Genomic DNA, 22,243 nt, shown 5'->3' with positions numbered 1-22,243 from the left:
TTATATACAACAATAATGAGAAGAGCAAACCTTATTTTAAAGGGGATACAGAGAATATGAGTAAGTTATTAAAAAAGAAATCCGTTACACAATTGTTAGAGCATAATCAAAGCAAGACCTTAACGAAAACATTAGGAGCATTTGATTTAATTATGTTAGGGGTAGGCTCGATAATTGGAACGGGGGTTCTTGTGTTAACTGGATTAGTAGCAGCAAGAGATGCTGGTCCAGCAGTTATTTTTTCATTTGTACTTGCAGCAATTATATGCGGATTTATAGCATTATGTTACGCAGAAATTGCTTCCACACTCCCGGCATCTGGTAGTGTATATACGTACTCATATGCAACAATTGGTGAGTTTGTTGCTCATCTAGTAGGTTGGTCTTTACTGTTAATATATATTGTGGCAACAGCGGCTGTCGCTGCTGGATGGACAGGCTATTTCCACAATTTAATAAAAGGATTTGGATTAGAGATACCTAAAGCTCTAGTAACGATTCCTTTACATGGTGGTATTGTGAATCTACCAGCAGTAATCATTACATTGATATTAGCATGGATGTTATCCCGTGGTACGAGGGAAAGTAAACGAATCAATAATATAATGGTATTGATTAAAATTGGTATGATTTTATTGTTTATTACAGTTGGTATATTCTATGTAAAACCAATGAACTGGATACCGATTGCACCATACGGTTTAAGTGGGGTTTTTACGGGTGGAGCAGCTATTTTATTCGCTTTTACGGGTTTTGATATATTAGCAACTTCAGCAGAAGAAGTAAAAGATCCGAAACGTAATCTTCCCATCGGTATTATTGCATCATTAATCATATGTACAATTATTTATGTTATAGTATGCCTTGTTATGACAGGAATGGTTTCCTATAAAGAATTAAATGTTCCTGAGGCAATGGCTTATGTAATGGAAGTGGTAGGACAAGGAAAAATCGCTGGTGCAATTGCTGCAGGTGCTGTAATTGGCCTTATGGCTGTTATTTTTTCAAATATGTATGCGGCAACACGAGTATTCTTTGCAATGAGTCGTGATGGATTGTTACCGAAATCATTTGCGAAAGTTAATAAGAAAACTGGAGCACCCACTTTTATAACTGGATTGGCAGGAATAGGGAGCTCTATAATAGCTGGGTTTATTGATTTAAAAGAATTGGTTAATTTAGTTAATATCGGTAGTTTGGTGACGTTTGCGTTAGTTTGTCTATCAGTTATTATTCTCCGTAAATCACACCCAAATTTAAAACGTGGATTTATGGTACCTTTTGTACCTATATTACCAAGCGTTTCAATTGTATGTTGTGTGTTTTTAATGCTAAATTTACCGTTAAGGACATGGGTGTACTTTAGTATTTGGATTACTATTGGGGCAGTAATATATTTCCTTTATTCGATAAAACACAGTAATTTAAATGAGGAAACGATATCGAAATTACATGATAAAATTGCGAGATAATAACGATAGAAAATTTTATTAATAATCATAGTGATAGTTGAGCAACATAGAAACAGTTTTTTGACATTTAGCAAGAAATAAAATGAAAAATTCTAGGACAGCAGAGTGCCTTTTTTAGAAACCTTGCCTGTTTTTCATGATTTAAAACTAATAAGGAGAGGAAAGTATGAGTGAATTGCATTTTATGAGTCTAGAAGAACTGGATAATGAATTAGAAAAAGATGACAGTGGTATTTATTTCATTAAAGATTATAATGACAATATTATTTATGTAGGCAAGGCTTTTAGTATAAAAAGTAGAGTGTTAGCTCATTTTAATAGTTATTCCAATATTAAGGAATATGTACATTTATTTAATAAAGTAGCGTATCTCATTGAAGATAGTTTATTAAAACGCTCATTGTTACAAGTTACTTATATGATTAAATATAAACCAGTATTAAACAAAGAAGTTCAAAAAGAATTCCCAGAGTTATATAATCAATACATTAAGCAAACAAATAAAAAATCCATGTTGTTAGAAATTGATGAAGCTAAAGAAAAAAGGGATGAGTTAAAGAATAGATTAGTAAAATTAGTGGGTGGAAAAACTATGTTTTATGACATAATTTCTCTGTTAAACAATGGATATAACTATCATGTTCTTGCAAAAGTATTGAGCATAGAACTTCAAACTTTAATTATAATGAAAGAACACCGAAACAAATTCCCGATACCACATAATTATAAGAGGACAATAAAGCATCAAGATATAATGTATGCTTTATCTGGAAAAAAGAATTTAAGTACTTCAAGGTTAAACACTTAACTTTAAAGTAGTAAATTCGTTGCTTTTGTAACTTTTATTGTTATATTGAAATGCAATGTACATTTGTGTTTCAAATTTAATTGGTGGAATATGGGGAGGGAAAGGATTCTCATAAAAATACTAGAAGAAATTAGGTTACTCATGCATAAATAGCATGAGTAGGCACATGTTATTTATAAATATATTGGAAGTGCAATTATAAATATTCAAAGATACGAAAGTAATACAAATGAAATTCTTATTTCTGCTACTACAAGTATTATTGAGCAAATGAAGTATGAAATTGCTCTTGAACTAGGAGTCACACTGGGACCTGATACATCATCATCTGCTAATGGTTCGATCAGTGGAGAGATTACAAAACGCTTAGTTCGAATGGCTGAAAAACAGTTAACAGGTCAATACAGATTACATTAAGAAAATAATCCGTATATATACGGATTATTTTTCCTTTAATTTACAAAAAAAATAAATTAAAAAAACCTCTCAGATTTCTTTGTAATAACCTTTTGTAGTTTTGTTAATGGCATAGGTATCGAAAGAGAATTAATTCAATTAGAACGATGTATGATCCCTTAAAAGATTTTTGGTGTTATTTGCCATTTTAATTCCATAATACTTAAGCCGATATAATAAAATGTTTTATGTCTAAATCGATATAAAGGCATAATTATTAAGTGATATTTCTTTTTTTATAGAATAAGCAAAAACTGATATTGTAGTAATTACTGTTTTGAGGTCAATTTACTGTGCACCTTAATTATTGAAGTTTTTTTGTTGATTAAAAACTATTGTATTTGGAAATTAATAATAAGTTTATGTGATGCGGTAATAAAACTATCTAGTTTGATATTCTTAGTATTTGTAAAGTATATATATTTTTTCCTCTTTTGTGGAAATTAAAACTAATATTGCGACCAGTAATATAGTGCCAATTAGATAAAACTATTTGGCATTATATCGAAAACATTTCGAATATTCCATTCGTTTTTTTGTTCTTATTTTTTGTTGATGAAAAGACTTTTCTCTCAATTAAATGTTTAATTGAGTACTTGAATTTCCTCCACCTTGTACTTTTCAAAACATAGTGTTTCAGGAATAGCCTTATCGCTTTCATCTGTTTCCGATTTCACGACTTCTTTATTATCTTTTTCTAAAATTTGGAACAAAATAGTTTTTCAGCTTCACATTTAAATTAGCAGTATTTCTTTTTTTGAATTCCATTTGTATAAATGATTGAAGTGGAACTTTGACTGTTGTTTCTTGCGGTGGTACAGTATCTCCTGTTACTTTCGCTGCATTTTAAATCTTTTTCCAGCTTGGTCCTCGCATTGACTACCACTGTATTTTGTAGTACTTCACTGTTTTCTCAAGTTCAATAATTATATCTTGTAGAATTAAGAAAAGAACTTAGCGTATTTCATTTACTTATCTACTCTGATATTTAGATGCTAACTACAATTAAATAATATATGATTTTTATAAAAAAGATATAGTAATATTTTGTTGTGAATTGTACTAATTTGATATTTTATAGTATTATTTGTCGTGAATTATATCTAACAGAATATATTTTATGGATCTATAAAGGAGAATGTAATGAATACTTCCATCGATATACAACACTTGTGTGATCTTGCACATAAAGCATTTAATGCCCCTGTACATATTTTATCTGCAGACAGAAAAATTTTATATCATTCTACATCTGATAATGTTTGTAGTCCTTTTTATTCTTCAAAAGAAGAACATCTTAGTGATATTTATCAAGAAAGCGATCCCTTTAACTTGCCACTTTTCCGAAGTAACAACTATCTTGAAAATTTTGTTCTAATTCATATAGAAAATCATGATGATATTAAAGGGACTATTATAATCGGTCCTACTATACATCCAAAAGATTCAGATGATATGATCATAAAATTTCAGAAAGAATTTAAATCAAATGATAACATTCAAGAAAGACTTGCCTATTATCAGTGTTTATCTGAGATTAAAAAAACTACATTAATTGATATGGGAATTTTATTACATTACATGATTTTCAATGAAAAGTTAGATGTAGATATTGTCTTGGAAAAAAATAAAGTACTAGAGGAAATTCCTAATAAAATTGTGAAACCTGATTTATATATTTTAAAACGCCGACAAAACAAACCTAAAACGCATAATATGGCATTAGTAAATGATTTCTTTTCGACTATCAAAGAAGGAAATAAAAAAAAGTTAATACAGTATATGTATGCGGTTTCGCAAGAAGATGTTGAACTTATGCTAATAGAGGATCCGCTCAGGAATCAAAAAAACCTTGGAATTATTGCGATTACCTTAGCCACTCGATATGCAATAGAAGGAAACCTGCCACCAGATATTGCTTTTGCTCATAGTATTTTATATATACAAACCCTGGAACAATTAGATAGTGTAGAATCTGTAAAGCGATTGTCAGGGGACGCTTTACGTACCTTTGCAGATCGTGTGAAAGAATACAATGCAAAAAAGTATTCTTACGCGGTTACTACATGTATAAAACATATTAATAAAAATGTTTACGATGGAATATCTCTGAATGAACTTGCTAATCATTTAGAAATTACGCCTACTTATCTGTCTAAACTATTTAAAAAAGAAATGGGAATCACTTTAAGCGAATATATTCAAAGGGAACGAGTGGAAGAAGCAAAAAAATTATTAACACTCACTACTTATTCGTTATCAGATATCTGTGCTTGGCTTAACTTTAATGACCAAAGTTATTTTATAAGAGTTTTCAAAAAAATCACTAGCATGACTCCTAGGCAGTACCGTGAAAAATATACAATAATATAAGCTTGTTATCTGCTGTCTCCAATGTAAAGACTTAAACATGGGTGTAAGTATCCCAAAAAATGAAAATTCACTAACCATTATTTTGCTAAAGAAAACAAAAAGACAGAAGGCTGCAAAGTGTTTCAAGGAAGCTTTGCAGCTTTTTTGTAATTTAAAACCTATGTTTATAACGATGATAAGTTTATAGACTAATATCTTCATATTAGGTATTTATTAATAATATTAGGATGTTTTGTGAAAAAATCAACAATATAACATATATTACTAAATATATCTACATTTTATGCAATTATACATAACTAAATAAAGGTAAAAAAGTATAAAAAGACCTATTATATTATTCTATAAGTATTTTTTCTAAAATAAAATTTCTTGGTTGAGCTAAAATAGTTATTTTTAACCGTATACACATTAATTTGTAATCATTACAATTACAGAAATGAAATTTACGAATAACTATATTTATATAATTTTTTTCGGTTCATATTTTTATTTAACAGTAAATTATCGAGCTTAATCGACAAAATTTTTCTATTTACGCATTAAAAATTTAATGTTTTAATGAACAACATAACTGGTATGACCAGACAGAAAGGAGAAGGTTACGCTAATAGGAATTATAGTGAAGTTGTAAGTAACATTATGTCGTAAATAATTTTCTAAATAGTCAATTTATTTATGAGAGGTCAAGAATCAAATTTGTAATAAATGTGTTCTAAGTTTCTGCATAACAAAAGTGAAGTTATTCCGCAATAAAAGTATAAGCGATGTACAGTATAATTTCACCTTTTGTTGTCTAGTAAGGAGTTTGCTGACAAAACTAAGAAACATATTACTAAATTTAAATTAAAAAATGTTATGACAAAATTAGCTATAAGCATTGGTTTATTGATTCTCGCGGTTCTGTAAGTTAAACCGCAATTCTAGGGAAAAATTATAATTTACTATTCATAGGGTGCTTGATTCAAATATAGTTAATAAATTTTTGCTATTTATATTTGAAAAAATAGAGTATCGAAATGAGAGATAAGTAAAATCCTTACATCCTATTAGAAGTAAAAAATAACGATATTACCCTATCTGGAAGATTTCTCCTTCCTAACCAGTTTACAAAGAGAGAGGTCGTACAAGTTATATGAATTAAGTTATAAAAACAATGGTAAAGGAGTGTACGGAATGAAAAATAAAATAATTACAGGATTATTAGTCACATCCATTGTAACTGGAGGAAATATTCCTATCAATACTCTCGCAACACCAATCGTTCAAGCAGAAACTCAACAGGAAGGCATGGATATTTCCTCTTCATTACGAAAATTAGGTGCGCAATCTAAATTAATCCAAACGTATATTGATCAATCTTTAATGAGTCCTAATGTACAGTTAGAGGAAGTCACAGCTTTAAATACAAATCAATTCCTAATCAAACAAGATATGAAGGAATGGTCATCGGAACTCTATCCAAAGTTAATTCTATTAAATTCAAAAAGTAAAGGATTTGTAACAAAATTTAATAGCTATTACCCGACATTAAAATCGTTTGTAGACAATAAAGAAGATAGAGAAGGGTTTTCGGACAGACTTGAAGTACTTCAAGAAATGGCTATGACGAATCAAGAAAATACGCAACGGCAAATCAATGAATTAACAGATCTTAAATTACAGCTTGATAAAAAATTAAAAGATTTTGATACTGATGTGGCAACTGCGCAAGGCATACTAAGTACAGATGGAACAGGAAAAATAGACCAGTTAAAAAATGAAATATTAAATACCAAAAAAGCAATTCAAAATGATTTACAGCAAATTGCATTAATACCAGGGGCTTTAAATGAGCAGGGATTTGCTATATTCAAAGAAGTTTATAGTCTTTCAAAAGAAATTATTGAACCAGCTGCTCAAGTCGGGGTGGCAGCGTATAACAAAGGAAAAGAAATTAACAACTCTATTCTAGAAGCAGAGAAAAAAGCAGTGCAAGAAGCAACAGAGCAAGGTAAAACTGCTCTAGAGATTGAATCAGCAAAAAAAGCAGCTCGTGAAGCAATTGAGAAAAGCAAACAAGGTGAAATAGCAGCCGCAGCCGCAGCCAAAACACAAGAGTATGACCTGATGAAGGTCATTGATACTGAAAAGATTAAGAAAACATTTGGCGTTTTTGCTGAAGTAAATAAATTAACAGCAGAACAGCGAGCATATTTAGATGATTTAGAGAAACAAAATCAAAAAATATATGATTTAACAACGAAATTATCAATAGCTGATTTACAAAAATCAATGCTTCTTCTTACACAAAATGATTTGCATACGTTTGCAAATCAAGTAGATGTAGAACTTGATTTACTAAAGCGCTATAAAGAAGATTTAAATCTAATAAAAAATAGCATTACAAAATTATCTACTAATGTTGATACAACTAACGAGCAGTCTCAAAAAGATACATTAAGACAATTAAAAAATGTAATAAGTTACCTTGAAGAACAAGTATACAAATTTTGATATTACGTTTTTTGAAAATCTATAAAGATTATAGGTATTTAGCGAAAGAAGGAGAATAGTCATGAAAAAATTTCCATTCAAAGTACTAACTTTAGCCACATTAGCAACTGTTATAACTGCTACTACTGGTAACACTATTCATGCATTTGCACAAGAAACGACCGCTCAAGAACAAAAAGTAGGCAATTATGCATTGGGCCCTGAAGGACTGAAGAAAGCATTGGCTGAAACAGGGTCTCATATTCTAGTAATGGATTTATACGCAAAAACAATGATTAAGCAACCAAATGTAAATTTATCTAATATCGATTTAGGCTCAGAGGGGGGAGAGTTGCTCAAAAATATTCACCTTAATCAAGAGCTGTCACGAATCAATGCGAATTACTGGTTAGATACAGCGAAGCCACAGATTCAAAAAACTGCTCGTAATATTGTAAATTACGATGAACAATTTCAAAATTATTACGACACATTAGTAGAAACGGTACAAAAGAAAGATAAGGCAGGTCTAAAAGAGGGTATAAATGATTTAATTACTACAATCAATACAAATTCAAAAGAAGTTACAGATGTGATTAAGATGCTACAAGACTTCAAAGGGAAACTATATCAAAATTCTACAGAGTTTAAAAATAATGTTGGTGGTCCAGATGGGAAAGGTGGATTAACTGCAATATTAGCAGGTCAACAGGCAACGATTCCACAACTTCAAGCTGAAATTGAGCAACTTCGTTCTACTCAGAAAAAACATTTTGATGATGTATTAGCATGGTCAATTGGTGGTGGATTGGGAGCAGCTATTTTAGTTATTGCAGCTATTGGAGGAGCGGTAGTTATTGTTGTAACTGGCGGCACAGCAACACCAGCTGTTGTTGGTGGACTTTCAGCTCTTGGAGCAGCTGGTATCGGTCTAGGAACTGCGGCTGGTGTCACAGCATCTAAGCATATGGACTCCTATAACGAAATTTCTAACAAAATCGGAGAATTAAGTATGAAAGCAGATCGTGCTAATCAAGCAGTTCTTTCGCTTACTAACGCGAAAGAAACATTGGCATATTTATATCAGACTGTAGATCAAGCGATATTGTCTCTAACAAATATTCAAAAGCAATGGAATACAATGGGCGCAAATTATACAGATTTACTGGATAATATCGATTCTATGCAAGACCACAAATTCTCTTTAATACCAGATGATTTAAAAGCCGCTAAAGAAAGTTGGAATGATATTCATAAAGATGCAGAATTCATTTCAAAAGATATTGCTTTTAAACAGGAGTAGAATTGAAATTTAAAACCTAAATTGGAGGAAAATGAAATGATAAAAAAAATCCCTTACAAATTACTCGCTGTATCGACGTTATTAACTATTACAACTGCTAATGTAGTTTCACCAGTAACAACTTTTGCAAGTGAAATTGAACAAACGAACAATGAAGATACAGCTCTTTCTGCAAATGAAGCGAGAATGAAAGAGACCTTGCAAAAGGCTGGATTATTTGCAAAATCTATGAATGCCTATTCTTATATGTTAATTAAGAATCCTGATGTGAATTTTGAGGGAATTACTATTAATGGATATGTAGATTTACCTGGTAGAATCGTACAAGATCAAAAGAATGCAAGGGCACATGCTGTTACTTGGGATACGAAAGTAAAAAAACAGCTTTTAGATACATTGAATGGTATTGTTGAATACGATACAACATTTGACAATTATTATGAAACAATGGTAGAGGCGATTAATACAGGGGATGGAGAAACTTTAAAAGAAGGGATTACAGATTTGCGAGGTGAAATTCAACAAAATCAAAAGTATGCACAACAACTAATAGAAGAATTAACTAAATTAAGAGACTCTATTGGACACGATGTTAGAGCATTCGGAAGTAATAAAGAGCTCTTGCAGTCAATTTTAAAAAATCAAGGTGCAGATGTTGATGCCGATCAAAAGCGTCTAGAAGAAGTATTAGGATCAGTAAACTATTATAAACAATTAGAATCTGATGGGTTTAATGTAATGAAGGGTGCTATTTTGGGTCTACCAATAATTGGCGGTATCATAGTGGGAGTAGCAAGAGATAATTTAGGTAAGTTAGAGCCTTTATTAGCAGAATTACGTCAGACCGTGGATTATAAAGTAACCTTAAATCGTGTAGTTGGAGTTGCTTACAGTAATATTAATGAAATGCACAAGGCGCTTGATGATGCTATTAATGCTCTTACTTATATGTCCACGCAGTGGCATGATTTAGATTCTCAATATTCGGGTGTTCTAGGGCATATTGAGAATGCAGCTCAAAAAGCCGATCAAAATAAATTTAAATTCTTAAAACCTAATTTAAATGCAGCGAAAGACAGTTGGAAAACATTACGAACAGATGCTGTTACATTAAAAGAAGGAATAAAGGAATTAAAAGTGGAAACTGTTACTCCACAAAAATAGGGAAATATTAATTCTGTTGTAAAGTAAACTAAAACATAGAAAGTCTATGATTAAACTGTTAAACAGAAAAGTGATAATTAATAAATCCTTATATAACAGAAAGGCGGAGTCTCATTAAAGACTTCGCCTTTCAATTATATATAAGTATGATTCGAATAAAAAATAACCTTGTAGTTTATTTGTTTTTTTAATTTGCAACAGAATCGGTTAATTTGAAGCAGATTATATAAATTTTCTTTAATACTTAATGATTTGAAGGCTGCTAAAGAAAGTTCAAACGATACTGATAAAAGATGTAGAACTTATTTTGAAAGACATCGCTTTTTAATAAGATTAGAACTTGAAACCATACCCTATAGAGGAGGAATACGAAATGATAAAAAAAATCCCTAATAAACTATTCGCTGTATCAGCATTTTTAACTATAACAACTACTTATGCAGTCATACCAATAGAAACTTTTGCAATTGAAATTGAACAAACGAACACTGGAGATATGACTCTTTCAGCAAATGAAGAACAGATGAAAAAAGCTTTGCAAGATGCTGGTTTATTTGCAAAAGCTATGAATGAATATTCTTATTTGCTAATTCATAATCCAGATGTGAGTTTTGAAGGAATAACTATTAATGGAAATGCAGATTTACCTAGTCAAATTGTACAAGATCAAAAGAATGCAAGAGCACATGCTGTTACATGGAATACACAAGTAAAAAAACATCTTTTAGATACATTGACAGGCATTATAGAATACGATACAAAATTTCAAAATCATTATGAAACATTAGTAGAGGCGATTAATACTGGAAATGGAGATACTTTAAAAAAAGGGATTACAGATTTACAAGGAGGAATTCAACAAAATCAAAAGTCTGCAAAAGTATTAATAGAAGAATTAATTCAATTAAAAAATGCTATTGGAGAAGATGTTAGAACATTTGGAAGTCATAAAGAGACATTGCAATCAATTTTAAAAAACCAAGGTGCTGATGTGGAGGCTGATCAAAAGCGTCTAGAGGACCTTTTAGGACAAGTAAAATATCAGAAAGACATAGAATCTAAGGGATTAGACATGGTGAAAATCCCCTTTATTCCAACCTTGATTGCTGGTGGCATAATGATAGGTGATGCAAGAGGTAAGTTAGGTTGGCTAGAACCTGAATTAGCAAAATTGCGTCAGACTGTAGATTATAAAATAACATTGAATCGTGTAGTTGGAGTTGCATTTCATAATATTAGTGATATGCATAGTATGCTTGATAATGCTATCACTGCTCTTACTTATATGTCTACGCAATGGGAGGATTTAGATTCTCAATATTCGGGTGTACTGGGACATATTGATAAAGCTGATCAAAAAGCTGATCAAAATAAATATAAATTCTTAACCCCTAGCTTGAATGCAGCGAAAAACAGTTGGAAAACATTAAAAACAGATGTTGTCACTTTGCAAGAAGGGATAAAAATTGCAGAGAAAAAAGAACAGGATTTTTTGAATCAGCTTCGTCCAGCAAACGTTTTCTACTTTTATAAAAAAATTCATAATGCCTACACATTTGAAATAAAGACTGGAACAAATGCGCCAAATGCGTCTTATAAAGTTATGAATTTAACTAAAAACACTGTTCATAATATGTGGAGTGGAGGGGCTAATACTAACATGTGGGCTGATTGGCTTTCATTCAATCCAAATGATGAATTTGCGGTAGTAGCAGTAGTGGATGGTAAAGAATATGTTGTGTATAAAGACAAAGTACAAAATATAATGAACTGAATCTGAAAAGTAACGAAGTAATTGGAGCTGGACAATAAACTAGACACCAAGTTAATTGAAAAATTGCAATGGCATATCTCTCCTTATGTCCTAGAATACTTAGCTCAAGAAAAAGTAAATATTGAACCAAGGAGTTAGTTGCATTATGTGGATGGTTTTACCGAAAGGTTTCAAGTACATCACTTATACAATTATGTAGTTATCCTGAAGCATCTAGTGGAGTAATTTTATACAAAATTAAGTGAACGTTTTTGTACATAGATTAGTTGACATTTATATAGGTTTTTTCCATTTTCAAAGATAGTTTTGTTTTTTGTGTTATTCTTCAAAAATTATGGCTGAAATTTCTATATTCATGACTCAGTATATAATCATTGTTCGATGAAATGACATACCACGTCCCATAGAGTTTCAGACATATTACGATAACTTAAAGAAAAAAGATAATAGTAGTTAACGGTTGCTATTATCTTTTTTAAACTATTTTTCACTAAAATATCTTATCTGCTGTGCTCCTTATTTACTTTTCTAGATTTTATCCTAGTTTAAATTTTATGCATTTGAACTGTTTATACTATTTGTAGGATTTTTAGCTTTTTTGTCGAATACACTTAATGCAAGGAGGGACATTACATGATTATTAAAGATTATTTCATCAATCTTTCTATTTTTTCTTTATTAGTTAGCGCAGCAATATTTATTCAAGTGTTTACAATTAATTCTAGTCGATATTTCGAAAAGCTCTATGGAGGGATTATTGCAGTTACGTTAATGTTCTTTTCTTTTCCATACATGGGATTTTCCTACGATCTTCGAGTTGTTCCTCTTATTCTATCTTTTATTTACTTTGGTCGTATTGCTGGTTGGATTACGTTAATTAGCATAATTTTAATGCGTGTCTTTTACATTGGAGGGTATTGGGAACCTCCTGTGATTGCTTATTTAGGTATGGGGATTCTATTTTCTACTTTTAAAACTTATTTTAAAAAACTACATCCTTTTAAAAGTGCATCTTTCTATTTTTCTGTTTTTATTGGAATAAAGTGGTTAGTTGGCGTATTATTTAATACTACATTACTTTACACAGGAGGCTTATTATATATAGCGTTAGGACTTTTAATTGGGCTATTTCTTATGGAAGCCTACCAGAGATTGTATTATTTAACACAGGACTTATCTAAAATGAATCGAGAATTAAAAAAATCGAAGCAAGAACTTACAGATACCGTACATGAGCTTCAAGGAGGAATTTTTAAATTTAAAAAAGTGGGTAAGCACTTTATACACACTTTATGTGATGGACAGTTTTATCATCAAAACGGATTTTATTCTGAACAGGTGGTAGGAAAAAGCTTACGTACTATTGATGCTTCTATTATTCCTCCACATTTAGTTCCACAATTGATGAAGTACTATCTTCAGGCATGGGAAGGAAAAGAAATTATATTTGAATTACCTTGGCCAAATGATAAAACTATTATTCTTATTGCGCTTAGGCCGATTAAACGAAATGGACAAGTTATTGAAGTTGTTGGTTCTACAGTTGATATAACCGAAAGGAAAAAGGTAGAATCAGAATTAAGCGCTACCAAAGAATTATTAGAATCATTTATAAAGCACAATCTAGATGCTATTACCATTTCTGATCGAGAAGGGCATATTTTACAAGCGAATAAAGCTTATGAAAAGATATTTGGGTGGTCATCACAAGAAATCATAGGTAAGAGATTACCTTGTGTACCAGATTTTTTAATGGATGAATCGCTTAAAAATATTCAGAAAATTCTAACAGGTGAATCTGTGGTTACTAGATTAGAAACTGTTAGACAACGGAGCGATGGGAGTCTTCTCGATGTCAGTCTGACAGTTTCTCCTATACTAGATGTAAGAGGAAATGTGATAGCTTTATCAGCAATATGTAGAGACATCTCTGAAAGAAAACAAGCAGAAAGAGAACGGCATCGATTACACCAACAATTAAGAGATAGTGAAATGAAGTACCGTGCACTAATCGAACAAGCGACTGATGCGGTATATGTAGTAGAGCTGAATGAAGATAATGCTCCAAGTCGATTTATTGAGGTAAATCCTGTTGGGTGTAGAAGATTTGGATATAGTAGAGAAGAGTTGCTCTCATTATCATTTTCAAATATAGTACCACAAGATTCTCAAATGATCGTAAGGTTATTAGAAAAAATTAAAAAGGGACAAACTTCCTTCACTTTGCAAGATGAATATGTTTTTCCAACAGGAAAAGTAATAACAACTGAGTTTAGTGTTCGTGTTTTTAACTTAAATGGTAAAAAAGTTTTCCTAAGTATTTCTCGTGATATTACTGAACGGCTAAAAACAGAAGAATTATTACGAAAATCTGAAAAACTTGCTGTTGTAGGACAATTAGCGACTGTAATGGCTCATGAGATTAATAATCCATTAACTGCAATGAAAGGGTTCATGCAATTACTAAAATCAACGGAAAATGAGAATAATCAGGGTTATATTAATATAGTATCATCAGAGATTGAGCGTATAGAGAGTATTACAACTGAATTTATGGTGGTAGCCAAACCACAGGTGCTAAAAATAAAACCTAATGATATTAGTGTGCTAATGGATCAAGTTTTAATGCTACTACAACCTCAAGCAATTATGAATAATATAAAAATTAGAATCGATCTTAACCCTGGTATTCCATTGATTTCATGTGAAGGAAATCAATTAAAACAAGTATTTGTTAATATATTAAAAAATGCAATTGAATCTATGCCGATGGGAGGGGAAATTCTGATTCAATTAAATATACTTGATAATAATCAATTAAGCATTCGTTTTATCGATCAAGGGTGTGGGATTCCAAAAGAACGTATACCATACCTCGGAGAACCTTTTTATAGTATTAAAGAAGAGGGGATTGGCTTAGGGTTAATGATCTGTTATAAAATCATTGAAACACATCAGGGAAAGGTATTTATTGAGAGTGAAGTGAATAAGGGGACTATAGTTGAAGTCACTCTCCCTATTTGTACACTTCAAAATTAATATATTCTTTTACTGAAATTTTTTAAGAAACCATACAGAATGTAATGCTATTCTCTACTACGGCTCTTACTCAACTGTGTAGTCAGTTAGAAATCATAACAGGGATTTTATTAAGCATGGAGAGACTTAATCGACACTTTAACTTAGCTTATGTAGGTATCTACCGTTCTAAAAAACAATTTCTATATATTATACCAAAATAAGGAATGTACTTTTAGGATTTATAAAAAATATAATTAGGATTAAATTAAAACCTTCGAAAAAGCCTGTTATAAAAACATCCTTTCTTTAGAACCAAAAGAAAGGATGTTTTTAATATCGTAATTATGCTTGAAAACATTTCTGATTTTTACTTTTAATACATTTTTTAACTAATTTTGGTTAAGTTATTTTCAAAGGCGTTATTATTAATTCAATAAGTATATTTACATATCACCATCCCTAATTTTAAAAATAGCAATTTCCTGAAAACTATATATAGTTTCTTTCTGAAAGGAAGGGTATTATCAATTGAAACCACATGAAAGAATATCTGTTTACTCTATAGAATCTTTGCAGGATTTAATGAAATTACTAAAAAAATCTAAAGATTTTATAACGTTGGAAATTGCTTCTAATAATTCCTCTATAGTCATTTCATATTTTAGAACATTAATCGATGTAAATATATTTCATGAAGAGGTTTTGACTTATATAAAAGAGAAGAGCTTCGATTCGTTACAAGACATTCAGTCTGTCTTACCCTTTGAAAATTCAAAAATAACAAATCAAATGAAAGATATTCAGGATAGTATTTTAAACGGCCATATACTTATTCAGTTCGATACAGATAAATTAAATGGCTTGTTAATAAATGTGTCAAAGAAAGAAAAAAGAGATATTGCAAAAGCTGAAATTGAATACAATATCGTGGGTCCACAAATCGCGTTTGTTGAAGATTTAGATGTAAACTTAAATTTAGTACGTAGAAAGCTTCCAACACCTTATTTACAAATGAAGGAATTGAAAGTAGGCTCCCTTTCTAACACAACCGTTGCAATTGTATTTATTGAGGGAATTGTAAATGATCAAAATCTACAAGAAATTATAAAACGGGTGAGTCAAATAAAAACAGACCATGTTTTGGATAGTACTTATTTGATTGAGTTAATTGCAGACAATCCTAATACTATATTTCCTCAATTTTTGAATACAGAACGTCCAGACCGTGTAGCAGCTGTATTGGCAGAAGGGAAAATTGCACTTTTTGTAGATGGCTCACCTTATGCTATCACTCTTCCAACAACATTAATTGACTTTTTTTCTACGACAGAAGATTACACCATGCCTTGGATTATTGCCTCATTTTTTCGACTGTTAAGGATTTTTGCTTTTATCTTTTCTGTTTTAACGACTCCATTATATGTTTCGATCTTAACATATCATTATGAGCTTATTCCAAAAGAACTTCTTGAAACGTTGATCATATCGAGAAGTAAAGTACCTTTTCCTCCATTAATTGAAGCACTTTTTTTAGAAATAACGATTGAATTACTGAGAGAAGCGGGGACACGTTTACCAACTAAAGTGGGTTTAACTGTCGGTATAGTAGGGGGTATTGTAATTGGACAAGCGTCGGTGGAGGCAAGTCTTACAAGTAACGTACTTATTATCATTGTTGCACTTTCAGCTCTTAGTTCATTTACAGCACCAATATATCGAATTGGTAATACAATTCGAGTAATTCGTTTTCCTTTTATAATAGCTGCACACCTGCTGGGCTTATTAGGAATTGTTTTAACAAGTTCTTTCCTTTTTAGCACGCTTATTACGTACAGAATCATTAAGACGTCCTTATTTGTTCCCTTTTTATCCCACACGCCCTACAGATTGGAAAGACAGCATTATACGTCTGCCAATCTCAGCGATGTTCCGACGTCCAATTTTTTCAAAATCTAAACAGCGGTTTCGTTTTGATCCAGAAGAGGTAGAGAAAAATAAAATCATATCACGAAATGATTTTGATGATTGAATTTAACAGGGAGGAGCATTATGAAACAGATCCCAATTGAGTATCAAGTCTCTCCATATATGGTGTTTTTTTTAATTATTACTATACAGATGGGGGTTGGTATGCTTGGCTTTGAAAGGATTAGTGCAAAATTAGTTGGAAATGATGCATGGATTAGTACGCTACTTTTTGGAATATCTGTTAATCTTATGATTTGGATCATATATCAGATTTTAAATCAGGGTAATGGAGACATCATTGCAATCAATCAAAACGTACTTGGAAAATGGATTGGTGGATTGTCCAACTTCATTTTTTTATCCTATATTGTATTGTTAGGTGCAACAACACTCCATACTTATATCGAAGTAGTACATGTTTGGATGTTTCCTTCAATTTCATCTTGGGTTATAGCTGGGGCTTTTTTAGGCTTATGTTATTACATTGTGACTGGAGGATTTCGTGTAGTTGCTGGAATCGGCTTCTTTGGAATCGTTATCCCAAGCATTCTAATCTTCACATTTTTTTATCCTTTGCAGTATGCAGATTTTCGAAATTTATTTCCAATTGCACAGCATTCATTTCTAGAAATTATGAAAGGAATGAAAGGAAATATGTTTAGTTTTTTTGGATTTGAAATGTTATTGTTGTACTACCCATTTATTAGAAAGGCAAAAACGTCTCAAAAATATGCGCACTATGCAAATTTAGTAACGACTATTGTCTACACATACCTTATGATTTTAACTCTTGCGTTTTTTAGTGAAAAACAACTCGCGAGCGCGATATGGGCATATTTAAGCATGATTAAAATTATACAATTTCCCTTTATAGAGCGGTTTGAATACATTATTGTTTCTGTTTGGGCTTTTTTTATATTACCTAATGTTTCCTTTACATTATGGGGAGTAAGTCGTGGTATAAAAGAGGCACTGGGAATAAAGCAAAAATATGTTTTGCCAGTTATCATCGTATTCATCTTTGTTTTATCATTTTTCTTGAATAACCGTAATAAAATTAACTTATTAAATACTTGGACAGGTCAAATTGGCTTTATATATATATATGTATACCTACCTGTACTATGGCTAATTCAAACCGCCAAAATAAAGTTAAGGAGATAAACATGAAGCGATGGATACTTTTCCTTATATTAAGTGTCTTCTCAATAGGTTGTGCTAAAACGAAAATTGTGGATGACATTGATTTAGTTCAAGTTGCGGCATATGATACTGAAGCAGAAGGTAAGCTAAAAGGAACCTTTGCGATTGCAGCTTATAAAGGAGGCGTGGAAGGTGAAACGAAAATCTATTCAGCATCAGGCCAGACTGGTAGAGAAGTTCTTGCAAGAGCATCCGAAAAATCTTCTGGACCTCTAGAGTTAGGTCAATTGCGTGTTATTATATTTAATGAAAAAATAATTGAAAAGGGAATGCAGGAAATTTTAGAGACTTTGAACCGAAATCCCAGTGTAGGAAATGCAATTTATTTAGCAATTACAAATGTAAAAGGTGAATCACTATTAAAGGGGAACTATTCTAAAGAAAAAGAAATTGCTTCCTATCTATCCTCTTTACTGGAGCAAAATATGGCCAATGGAACGCAACCAAAAACAAATTTTTTTATGTTTTTAAACCAACTTGATGATGATGCGAGAGATTCATATTTACCGATGATATCTAAAAAAGATAACGTGTTGGAGTTAAATGGAATAGCACTTTTTAAAAGATGTAAAATGGTTGATAAAGTGAAACCTAAAGATTTATTTGTATTTAAATTGTTGACAGATACTTTTAAACAAGGCACATACCAATTCAAACTACCTGGTTCTTCAAATACTTACGCCACGATAGAGAATATAAAGGCTAGAACAAAATATAAGATGGAGGGGAATAGCAAGCATCCATTCGTAAATGCTCATATTCAAGTTAAAGCTGAAATTCAAGAATTTACAAAAACAAAAAAATTAGATAGTCCTAGAGAAATAAAAAAATTAGAAAAAATTATGGAAAAAGAAATAGAAAAAAAAGCAACTACATTGATAAAGAGATTTATTAAACAAGGCACAGATCCTATAGGACTAAGAAAGCTTGGTAGAACTCACGTAAGAAAATGGAACAGTCAAGAATGGGAAGAATCCTATAAACATTTACGTTTTCGTGTAACAGCTGATGTAAAGGTTACCCAATCTGGTGTTACAGAATAAGTAAATCAAATAAGATATAGAAAATTTAAATAAATATGATCTCGCAGGAGATTAGGGAGAAGAGAAACTATTAACAAAGCATCTCATAAACATTAAGATGCTTTGTTAATAGTTTTTATACCTGTAGCTTTATCACTTACAGTAACCATATTAGCATTCCATGAAGCATAATTTCATAATCTACACCAATACTAAAGGTTACACTTACACCTTGTTACAAGTTATTTATATGATTAAATATAAAACAGTATTAAATAAAGAAGTTCAAAAAGAATTCCCAGAGTTATATACTCAATTCATTAAGCAGACAAATAAAAAATCCATGTTATTAGAAATTGATGAAGCTAAAGAAAAAAGGGAGGAGTTAAAGAATAAATTAGTAAAATGAGTGGGCTAAAAAACTATGTTTTATGACATAATTTTTGTTTGAAATCTGTTATACTTTCAAATTCTTTCGATACAGAAATAGACATACAAAAACGCCATCCTTTCTTATAAATCTACAGAAAGAATAGCGTATTTTTCAAAAATGAGTTCCTTTATTGAAAAGCTTTGGTTCTATATGACAGATAAAAGGGCAAGCAATGCTAAAATAGCAGGAAGTCCTTGTTTTACGATAATTGATTTATTGGACGTGAAACCTCCGAAAATAGCTGCTACTACCACACAAATGATGAAAAATAATTGAATCATATAACCAATGGGATTGTTTCCAAGTATAAGTCCCCAAATGAGGCCAGCTGCTAAGAATCCATTATATAAACCTTGATTTGCAAACATAATGGCTACGTTTCGATCTCCTTCTAAATGCTTCGGCAATTTGAAAGCGCGTTGTGCTACTTTTGAATTAATAAAAAACATTTCGAGAATCATGATAAATAAATGCTCTAATGCTACGATTCCTACTAAAATAGCTGCGATTATTTCCATACTATTCTGCCTCCTTTAGTCCTTAATATAAGTTTTATACTATTTCCATTTTGCAATTCTATCAACAGGGAGAAGATATGAAGCATATCCTTCGTCGGCTACTATATCAATAGGTAGAAGTATAACTGACACATAGCGCTCTTTTTCCAAACCAAAGAATGCATTGCTATTTTCCTTGTGATTCCCTCTGAGTGGATTTGGATTATACATGTGCACGTGCTGCCAGCATGAACTGCATGGAGAGAAGTACTAGATCAATCAGTGTAGTTCCGCGATTTTTCTTGGTATGGAAGTTTTTAGGGAGGATATTTTTTTGTATGTAAAATAATAAAATGTAATTTATAAATATAAAGTTGATAAAATGAATTCGGATTAATAATATTCCCCAAGTTAATCCTATATAAACCGTTTACAAATTAATTGTCTAAGTATTTCTAAGTTTAAAGAGTGCAGTGTCTTCGTTCTTTATTGAATCAACTTTCAAATGTTGGTTCAATATTTTCTATTCTTTTGGAACTTAGTTCTCGTTTACTTCTCACAAAAGCAATAAAATCAATTATCTCTTCTGTTGAAAGTACTTCTCCATCTATTAAAAGTGTTGGATCTGGATCGTTTAGGAGTCTTGTAATATCAATTACATCTTTGTTTTGGTGTGAATGTTCAATTCGACCTAATATATAATCTACAGACGTATCAAATAAATCTGCTATTTTAGATAAAGATTGTAATGAAGGTAATCTATAACCATTTTCATAACCAGCATAGGTGCTTTTCGCAATCCCAAGTCGATCTGCTGTCTCTTGTAAGGACCATCTTTGATTTTTTCTTAATTCAGATAAACGTTCCAACATTCGTCTCATATCCCATCTAATTTTATTAAATTAATTATAACATAGAAAAAGAATCAAGAACAGAAAAAAAGTATGCGTATTGAATACAAAATCTTGATTAATTCAAATTAAGTTCTATAATGATAAGTATAAGTACGCATTTCGCGAACGATATATCGTTGTTTATTTTATGGAGGGGTTGTGTATGAAGAGAATTTTATTACTGGCAACTGGTGGGACAATTGCATCTGTGGAGGGGAATGAAGGGCTTGTTCCAGGATTATCTGCTGAGGAATTATTGAATTATTTTTCGAAGTCATCTCGAAACTTAGAAATAGATTGTAAAATCTTAATGAATATTGATAGTACCAATATGCAACCTGAGCACTGGAAAGAAATAGCTAATGCTGTTTTTAATCACTATGATGACTATGACGGGTTTGTGATTACACATGGAACGGATACGTTAGCTTATACATCTTCTGCGTTATCTTATATGCTTCAAGGTTTAAGAAAACCAGTTGTTTTAACAGGCTCACAAGTACCTATTAGTTTTAAAAAGACAGACGCAAAGAAAAATGTAGCTGATGCTCTTAGATTTGCCTGTGAGGTTGTTGGCGGTGTGTTTATTGTTTTTGATGGTAGGGTGATTATTGGGACGAGAGCAGTTAAAATGCGAACAAAAAGTTATGATGCATTTGAAAGTGTGAATTATCCATATGTTGCTGAGGTAAATGAAGATGAAGTGAAATATCATTGGAAGCCAACGTCCTCCCATAATGAACTTTCAATAAGTACTAATTTATGTACGGATGTTTTTCTTATGAAATTGTATCCAGGTACAAAGCCAGAGATATTTGATTGTTTAAAAGGTTTGTATAAAGGGGTTATTATTGAAAGTTTTGGTAACGGTGGATTACCTTTTGAAGGAAGGAACTTGCTTTCGAAAATTCAAGAGTTGACTGAAATGGGGATTGCTGTAGTGATTACTACTCAATGCCTGGAAGAAGGAGAAGACATACTTCTCTATGAAGTAGGACGGAAAGTGGCGCAACATCAAGTAATATTATCTGGAGATATGAATACGGAAGCCATCATAGCAAAATTGATGTGGACGCTTGGGAAAACTAATAAATTAGAAGAGATTAAAAAAATTATTGAAGAGCCTTTAGCCTACGATTTAACAATAAAATCTGATAAGGATTGGGAATGACTTCATATGATTTATTTAGGTTTTACATTTAATATGGGGGAGAAATTAAAATGGCAATGACAAACAAGAACGTGCGAGTGGAGAAGGATTTTTTGGGAGGAAAGGAATTACCTATTGAGGCATATTACGGAATTCAAACTTTACGAGCTGTTGAAAATTTCCCGATTACAGGGTACAAAATTCATGAAAGTTTAATTAGAGCGTTCGCAG

17 protein-coding genes and 3 pseudogenes are annotated in these 22,243 nt (G+C 31.4%); 16 read left to right on the top strand and 4 right to left on the bottom strand.

Annotated features, from left to right (window positions below; all coding sequences use genetic code 11):
- Nucleotides 1-56 precede the first annotated feature (56 nt).
- From ACYVEC_RS11535 to ACYVEC_RS11525, 3 genes are all read left to right on the top strand, one after another.
- Complete coding sequence (locus tag ACYVEC_RS11535) at nucleotides 57-1,472, top strand: amino acid permease (protein WP_460506506.1); 1,416 nt, start codon at nucleotides 57-59, stop codon at nucleotides 1,470-1,472.
- Between the two features lie 166 nt (nucleotides 1,473-1,638).
- A complete protein-coding gene (locus tag ACYVEC_RS11530) occupies nucleotides 1,639-2,280 on the top strand; it encodes a nucleotide excision repair endonuclease (protein WP_098555965.1) in 642 nt (213 codons plus the stop codon).
- 198 nt (nucleotides 2,281-2,478) lie between these two features.
- Entirely contained in the window at nucleotides 2,479-2,697 is a 219-nt protein-coding gene (locus ACYVEC_RS11525) for an alpha/beta-type small acid-soluble spore protein (RefSeq protein ID WP_075306942.1), read from the top strand.
- 623 nt (nucleotides 2,698-3,320) lie between these two features.
- On the opposite strand, the gene ACYVEC_RS11520 is transcribed toward ACYVEC_RS11525, so the two are convergent.
- Entirely contained in the window at nucleotides 3,321-3,449 is a 129-nt protein-coding gene (locus ACYVEC_RS11520) for a peptidase (protein WP_460506502.1), read from the bottom strand.
- Nucleotides 3,450-3,879: 430 nt separating this feature from the next.
- Between ACYVEC_RS11520 and ACYVEC_RS11515 the strand changes: the two genes are divergently transcribed.
- The 11 genes and pseudogenes from ACYVEC_RS11515 to ACYVEC_RS11465 form a co-directional block, all read left to right on the top strand.
- Entirely contained in the window at nucleotides 3,880-5,109 is a 1,230-nt protein-coding gene (locus tag ACYVEC_RS11515) for a helix-turn-helix domain-containing protein (RefSeq protein ID WP_063224996.1), read from the top strand.
- Between the two features lie 1,176 nt (nucleotides 5,110-6,285).
- Nucleotides 6,286-7,605: a hemolytic enterotoxin HBL lytic component L2 gene (gene hblC / locus ACYVEC_RS11510; protein WP_063224997.1), complete on the top strand. Its 1,320-nt coding sequence runs from the start codon at nucleotides 6,286-6,288 to the stop codon at nucleotides 7,603-7,605.
- A gap of 61 nt (nucleotides 7,606-7,666) precedes the next feature.
- Nucleotides 7,667-8,887 (top strand): hemolytic enterotoxin HBL lytic component L1, encoded by a 1,221-nt coding sequence (gene hblD, locus ACYVEC_RS11505; protein ID WP_063224998.1) that lies wholly within the window; start codon nucleotides 7,667-7,669, stop codon nucleotides 8,885-8,887.
- A gap of 36 nt (nucleotides 8,888-8,923) precedes the next feature.
- Nucleotides 8,924-10,051 carry a hemolysin BL binding component B gene (gene hblA, locus ACYVEC_RS11500; RefSeq protein ID WP_001968418.1) on the top strand — a complete coding sequence of 376 codons (1,128 nt, stop codon included), beginning with the start codon at nucleotides 8,924-8,926 and terminating at the stop codon, nucleotides 10,049-10,051.
- A 373-nt stretch (nucleotides 10,052-10,424) separates the two neighbouring features.
- The gene (gene hblB / locus ACYVEC_RS11495) at nucleotides 10,425-11,825 is read left to right on the top strand and encodes a hemolysin BL regulatory component HblB (protein WP_098555968.1); all 1,401 of its coding nucleotides are present in this window, start codon (nucleotides 10,425-10,427) and stop codon (nucleotides 11,823-11,825) included.
- A gap of 633 nt (nucleotides 11,826-12,458) precedes the next feature.
- Entirely contained in the window at nucleotides 12,459-14,864 is a 2,406-nt protein-coding gene (locus ACYVEC_RS11490; RefSeq protein ID WP_098555969.1) for a PAS domain S-box protein, read from the top strand.
- Nucleotides 14,865-15,374: 510 nt separating this feature from the next.
- Nucleotides 15,375-16,802 carry a spore germination protein gene (locus tag ACYVEC_RS11485; protein ID WP_460506494.1) on the top strand — a complete coding sequence of 476 codons (1,428 nt, stop codon included), beginning with the start codon at nucleotides 15,375-15,377 and terminating at the stop codon, nucleotides 16,800-16,802.
- A complete protein-coding gene (locus ACYVEC_RS11480) occupies nucleotides 16,747-16,875 on the top strand; it encodes a hypothetical protein (protein ID WP_460506564.1) in 129 nt (42 codons plus the stop codon). Before ACYVEC_RS11485 ends, ACYVEC_RS11480 begins: the two co-directional genes overlap by 56 nt.
- A gap of 20 nt (nucleotides 16,876-16,895) precedes the next feature.
- Complete coding sequence (locus ACYVEC_RS11475; RefSeq protein WP_048563628.1) at nucleotides 16,896-17,978, top strand: GerAB/ArcD/ProY family transporter; 1,083 nt, start codon at nucleotides 16,896-16,898, stop codon at nucleotides 17,976-17,978.
- 2 nt (nucleotides 17,979-17,980) lie between these two features.
- Complete coding sequence (locus ACYVEC_RS11470; protein WP_460506489.1) at nucleotides 17,981-19,060, top strand: Ger(x)C family spore germination protein; 1,080 nt, start codon at nucleotides 17,981-17,983, stop codon at nucleotides 19,058-19,060.
- Nucleotides 19,061-19,268: 208 nt separating this feature from the next.
- Nucleotides 19,269-19,445: pseudogene (locus tag ACYVEC_RS11465) on the top strand (nucleotide excision repair endonuclease); the annotation flags it as partial.
- Between the two features lie 173 nt (nucleotides 19,446-19,618).
- Here ACYVEC_RS11465 and ACYVEC_RS11460 read toward each other — a convergent pair.
- From ACYVEC_RS11460 to ansR, 3 genes and pseudogenes are all read right to left on the bottom strand, one after another.
- Complete coding sequence (locus ACYVEC_RS11460; RefSeq protein WP_063225004.1) at nucleotides 19,619-19,990, bottom strand: DUF1304 domain-containing protein; 372 nt, start codon at nucleotides 19,988-19,990, stop codon at nucleotides 19,619-19,621.
- Between the two features lie 39 nt (nucleotides 19,991-20,029).
- Nucleotides 20,030-20,267, bottom strand: a pseudogene (locus ACYVEC_RS11455) (nitroreductase family protein); the annotation flags it as partial.
- Between the two features lie 196 nt (nucleotides 20,268-20,463).
- The gene (ansR, locus tag ACYVEC_RS11450) at nucleotides 20,464-20,841 is read right to left on the bottom strand and encodes an HTH-type transcriptional regulator AnsR (RefSeq protein ID WP_063225005.1); all 378 of its coding nucleotides are present in this window, start codon (nucleotides 20,839-20,841) and stop codon (nucleotides 20,464-20,466) included.
- Nucleotides 20,842-21,025: 184 nt separating this feature from the next.
- Between ansR and ansA the strand changes: the two genes are divergently transcribed.
- Complete coding sequence (ansA, locus tag ACYVEC_RS11445; protein WP_063225006.1) at nucleotides 21,026-22,033, top strand: asparaginase; 1,008 nt, start codon at nucleotides 21,026-21,028, stop codon at nucleotides 22,031-22,033.
- A gap of 50 nt (nucleotides 22,034-22,083) precedes the next feature.
- Nucleotides 22,084-22,243 (top strand): annotated as a pseudogene (locus tag ACYVEC_RS11440) (hypothetical protein); the annotation flags it as partial.

This window comes from Bacillus sp. MN7755 (assembly GCF_054771475.1).
The sequence above is the reverse complement of the archived record's forward strand: the minus strand, read 5'-3'. Positions and strand labels throughout refer to the sequence as shown.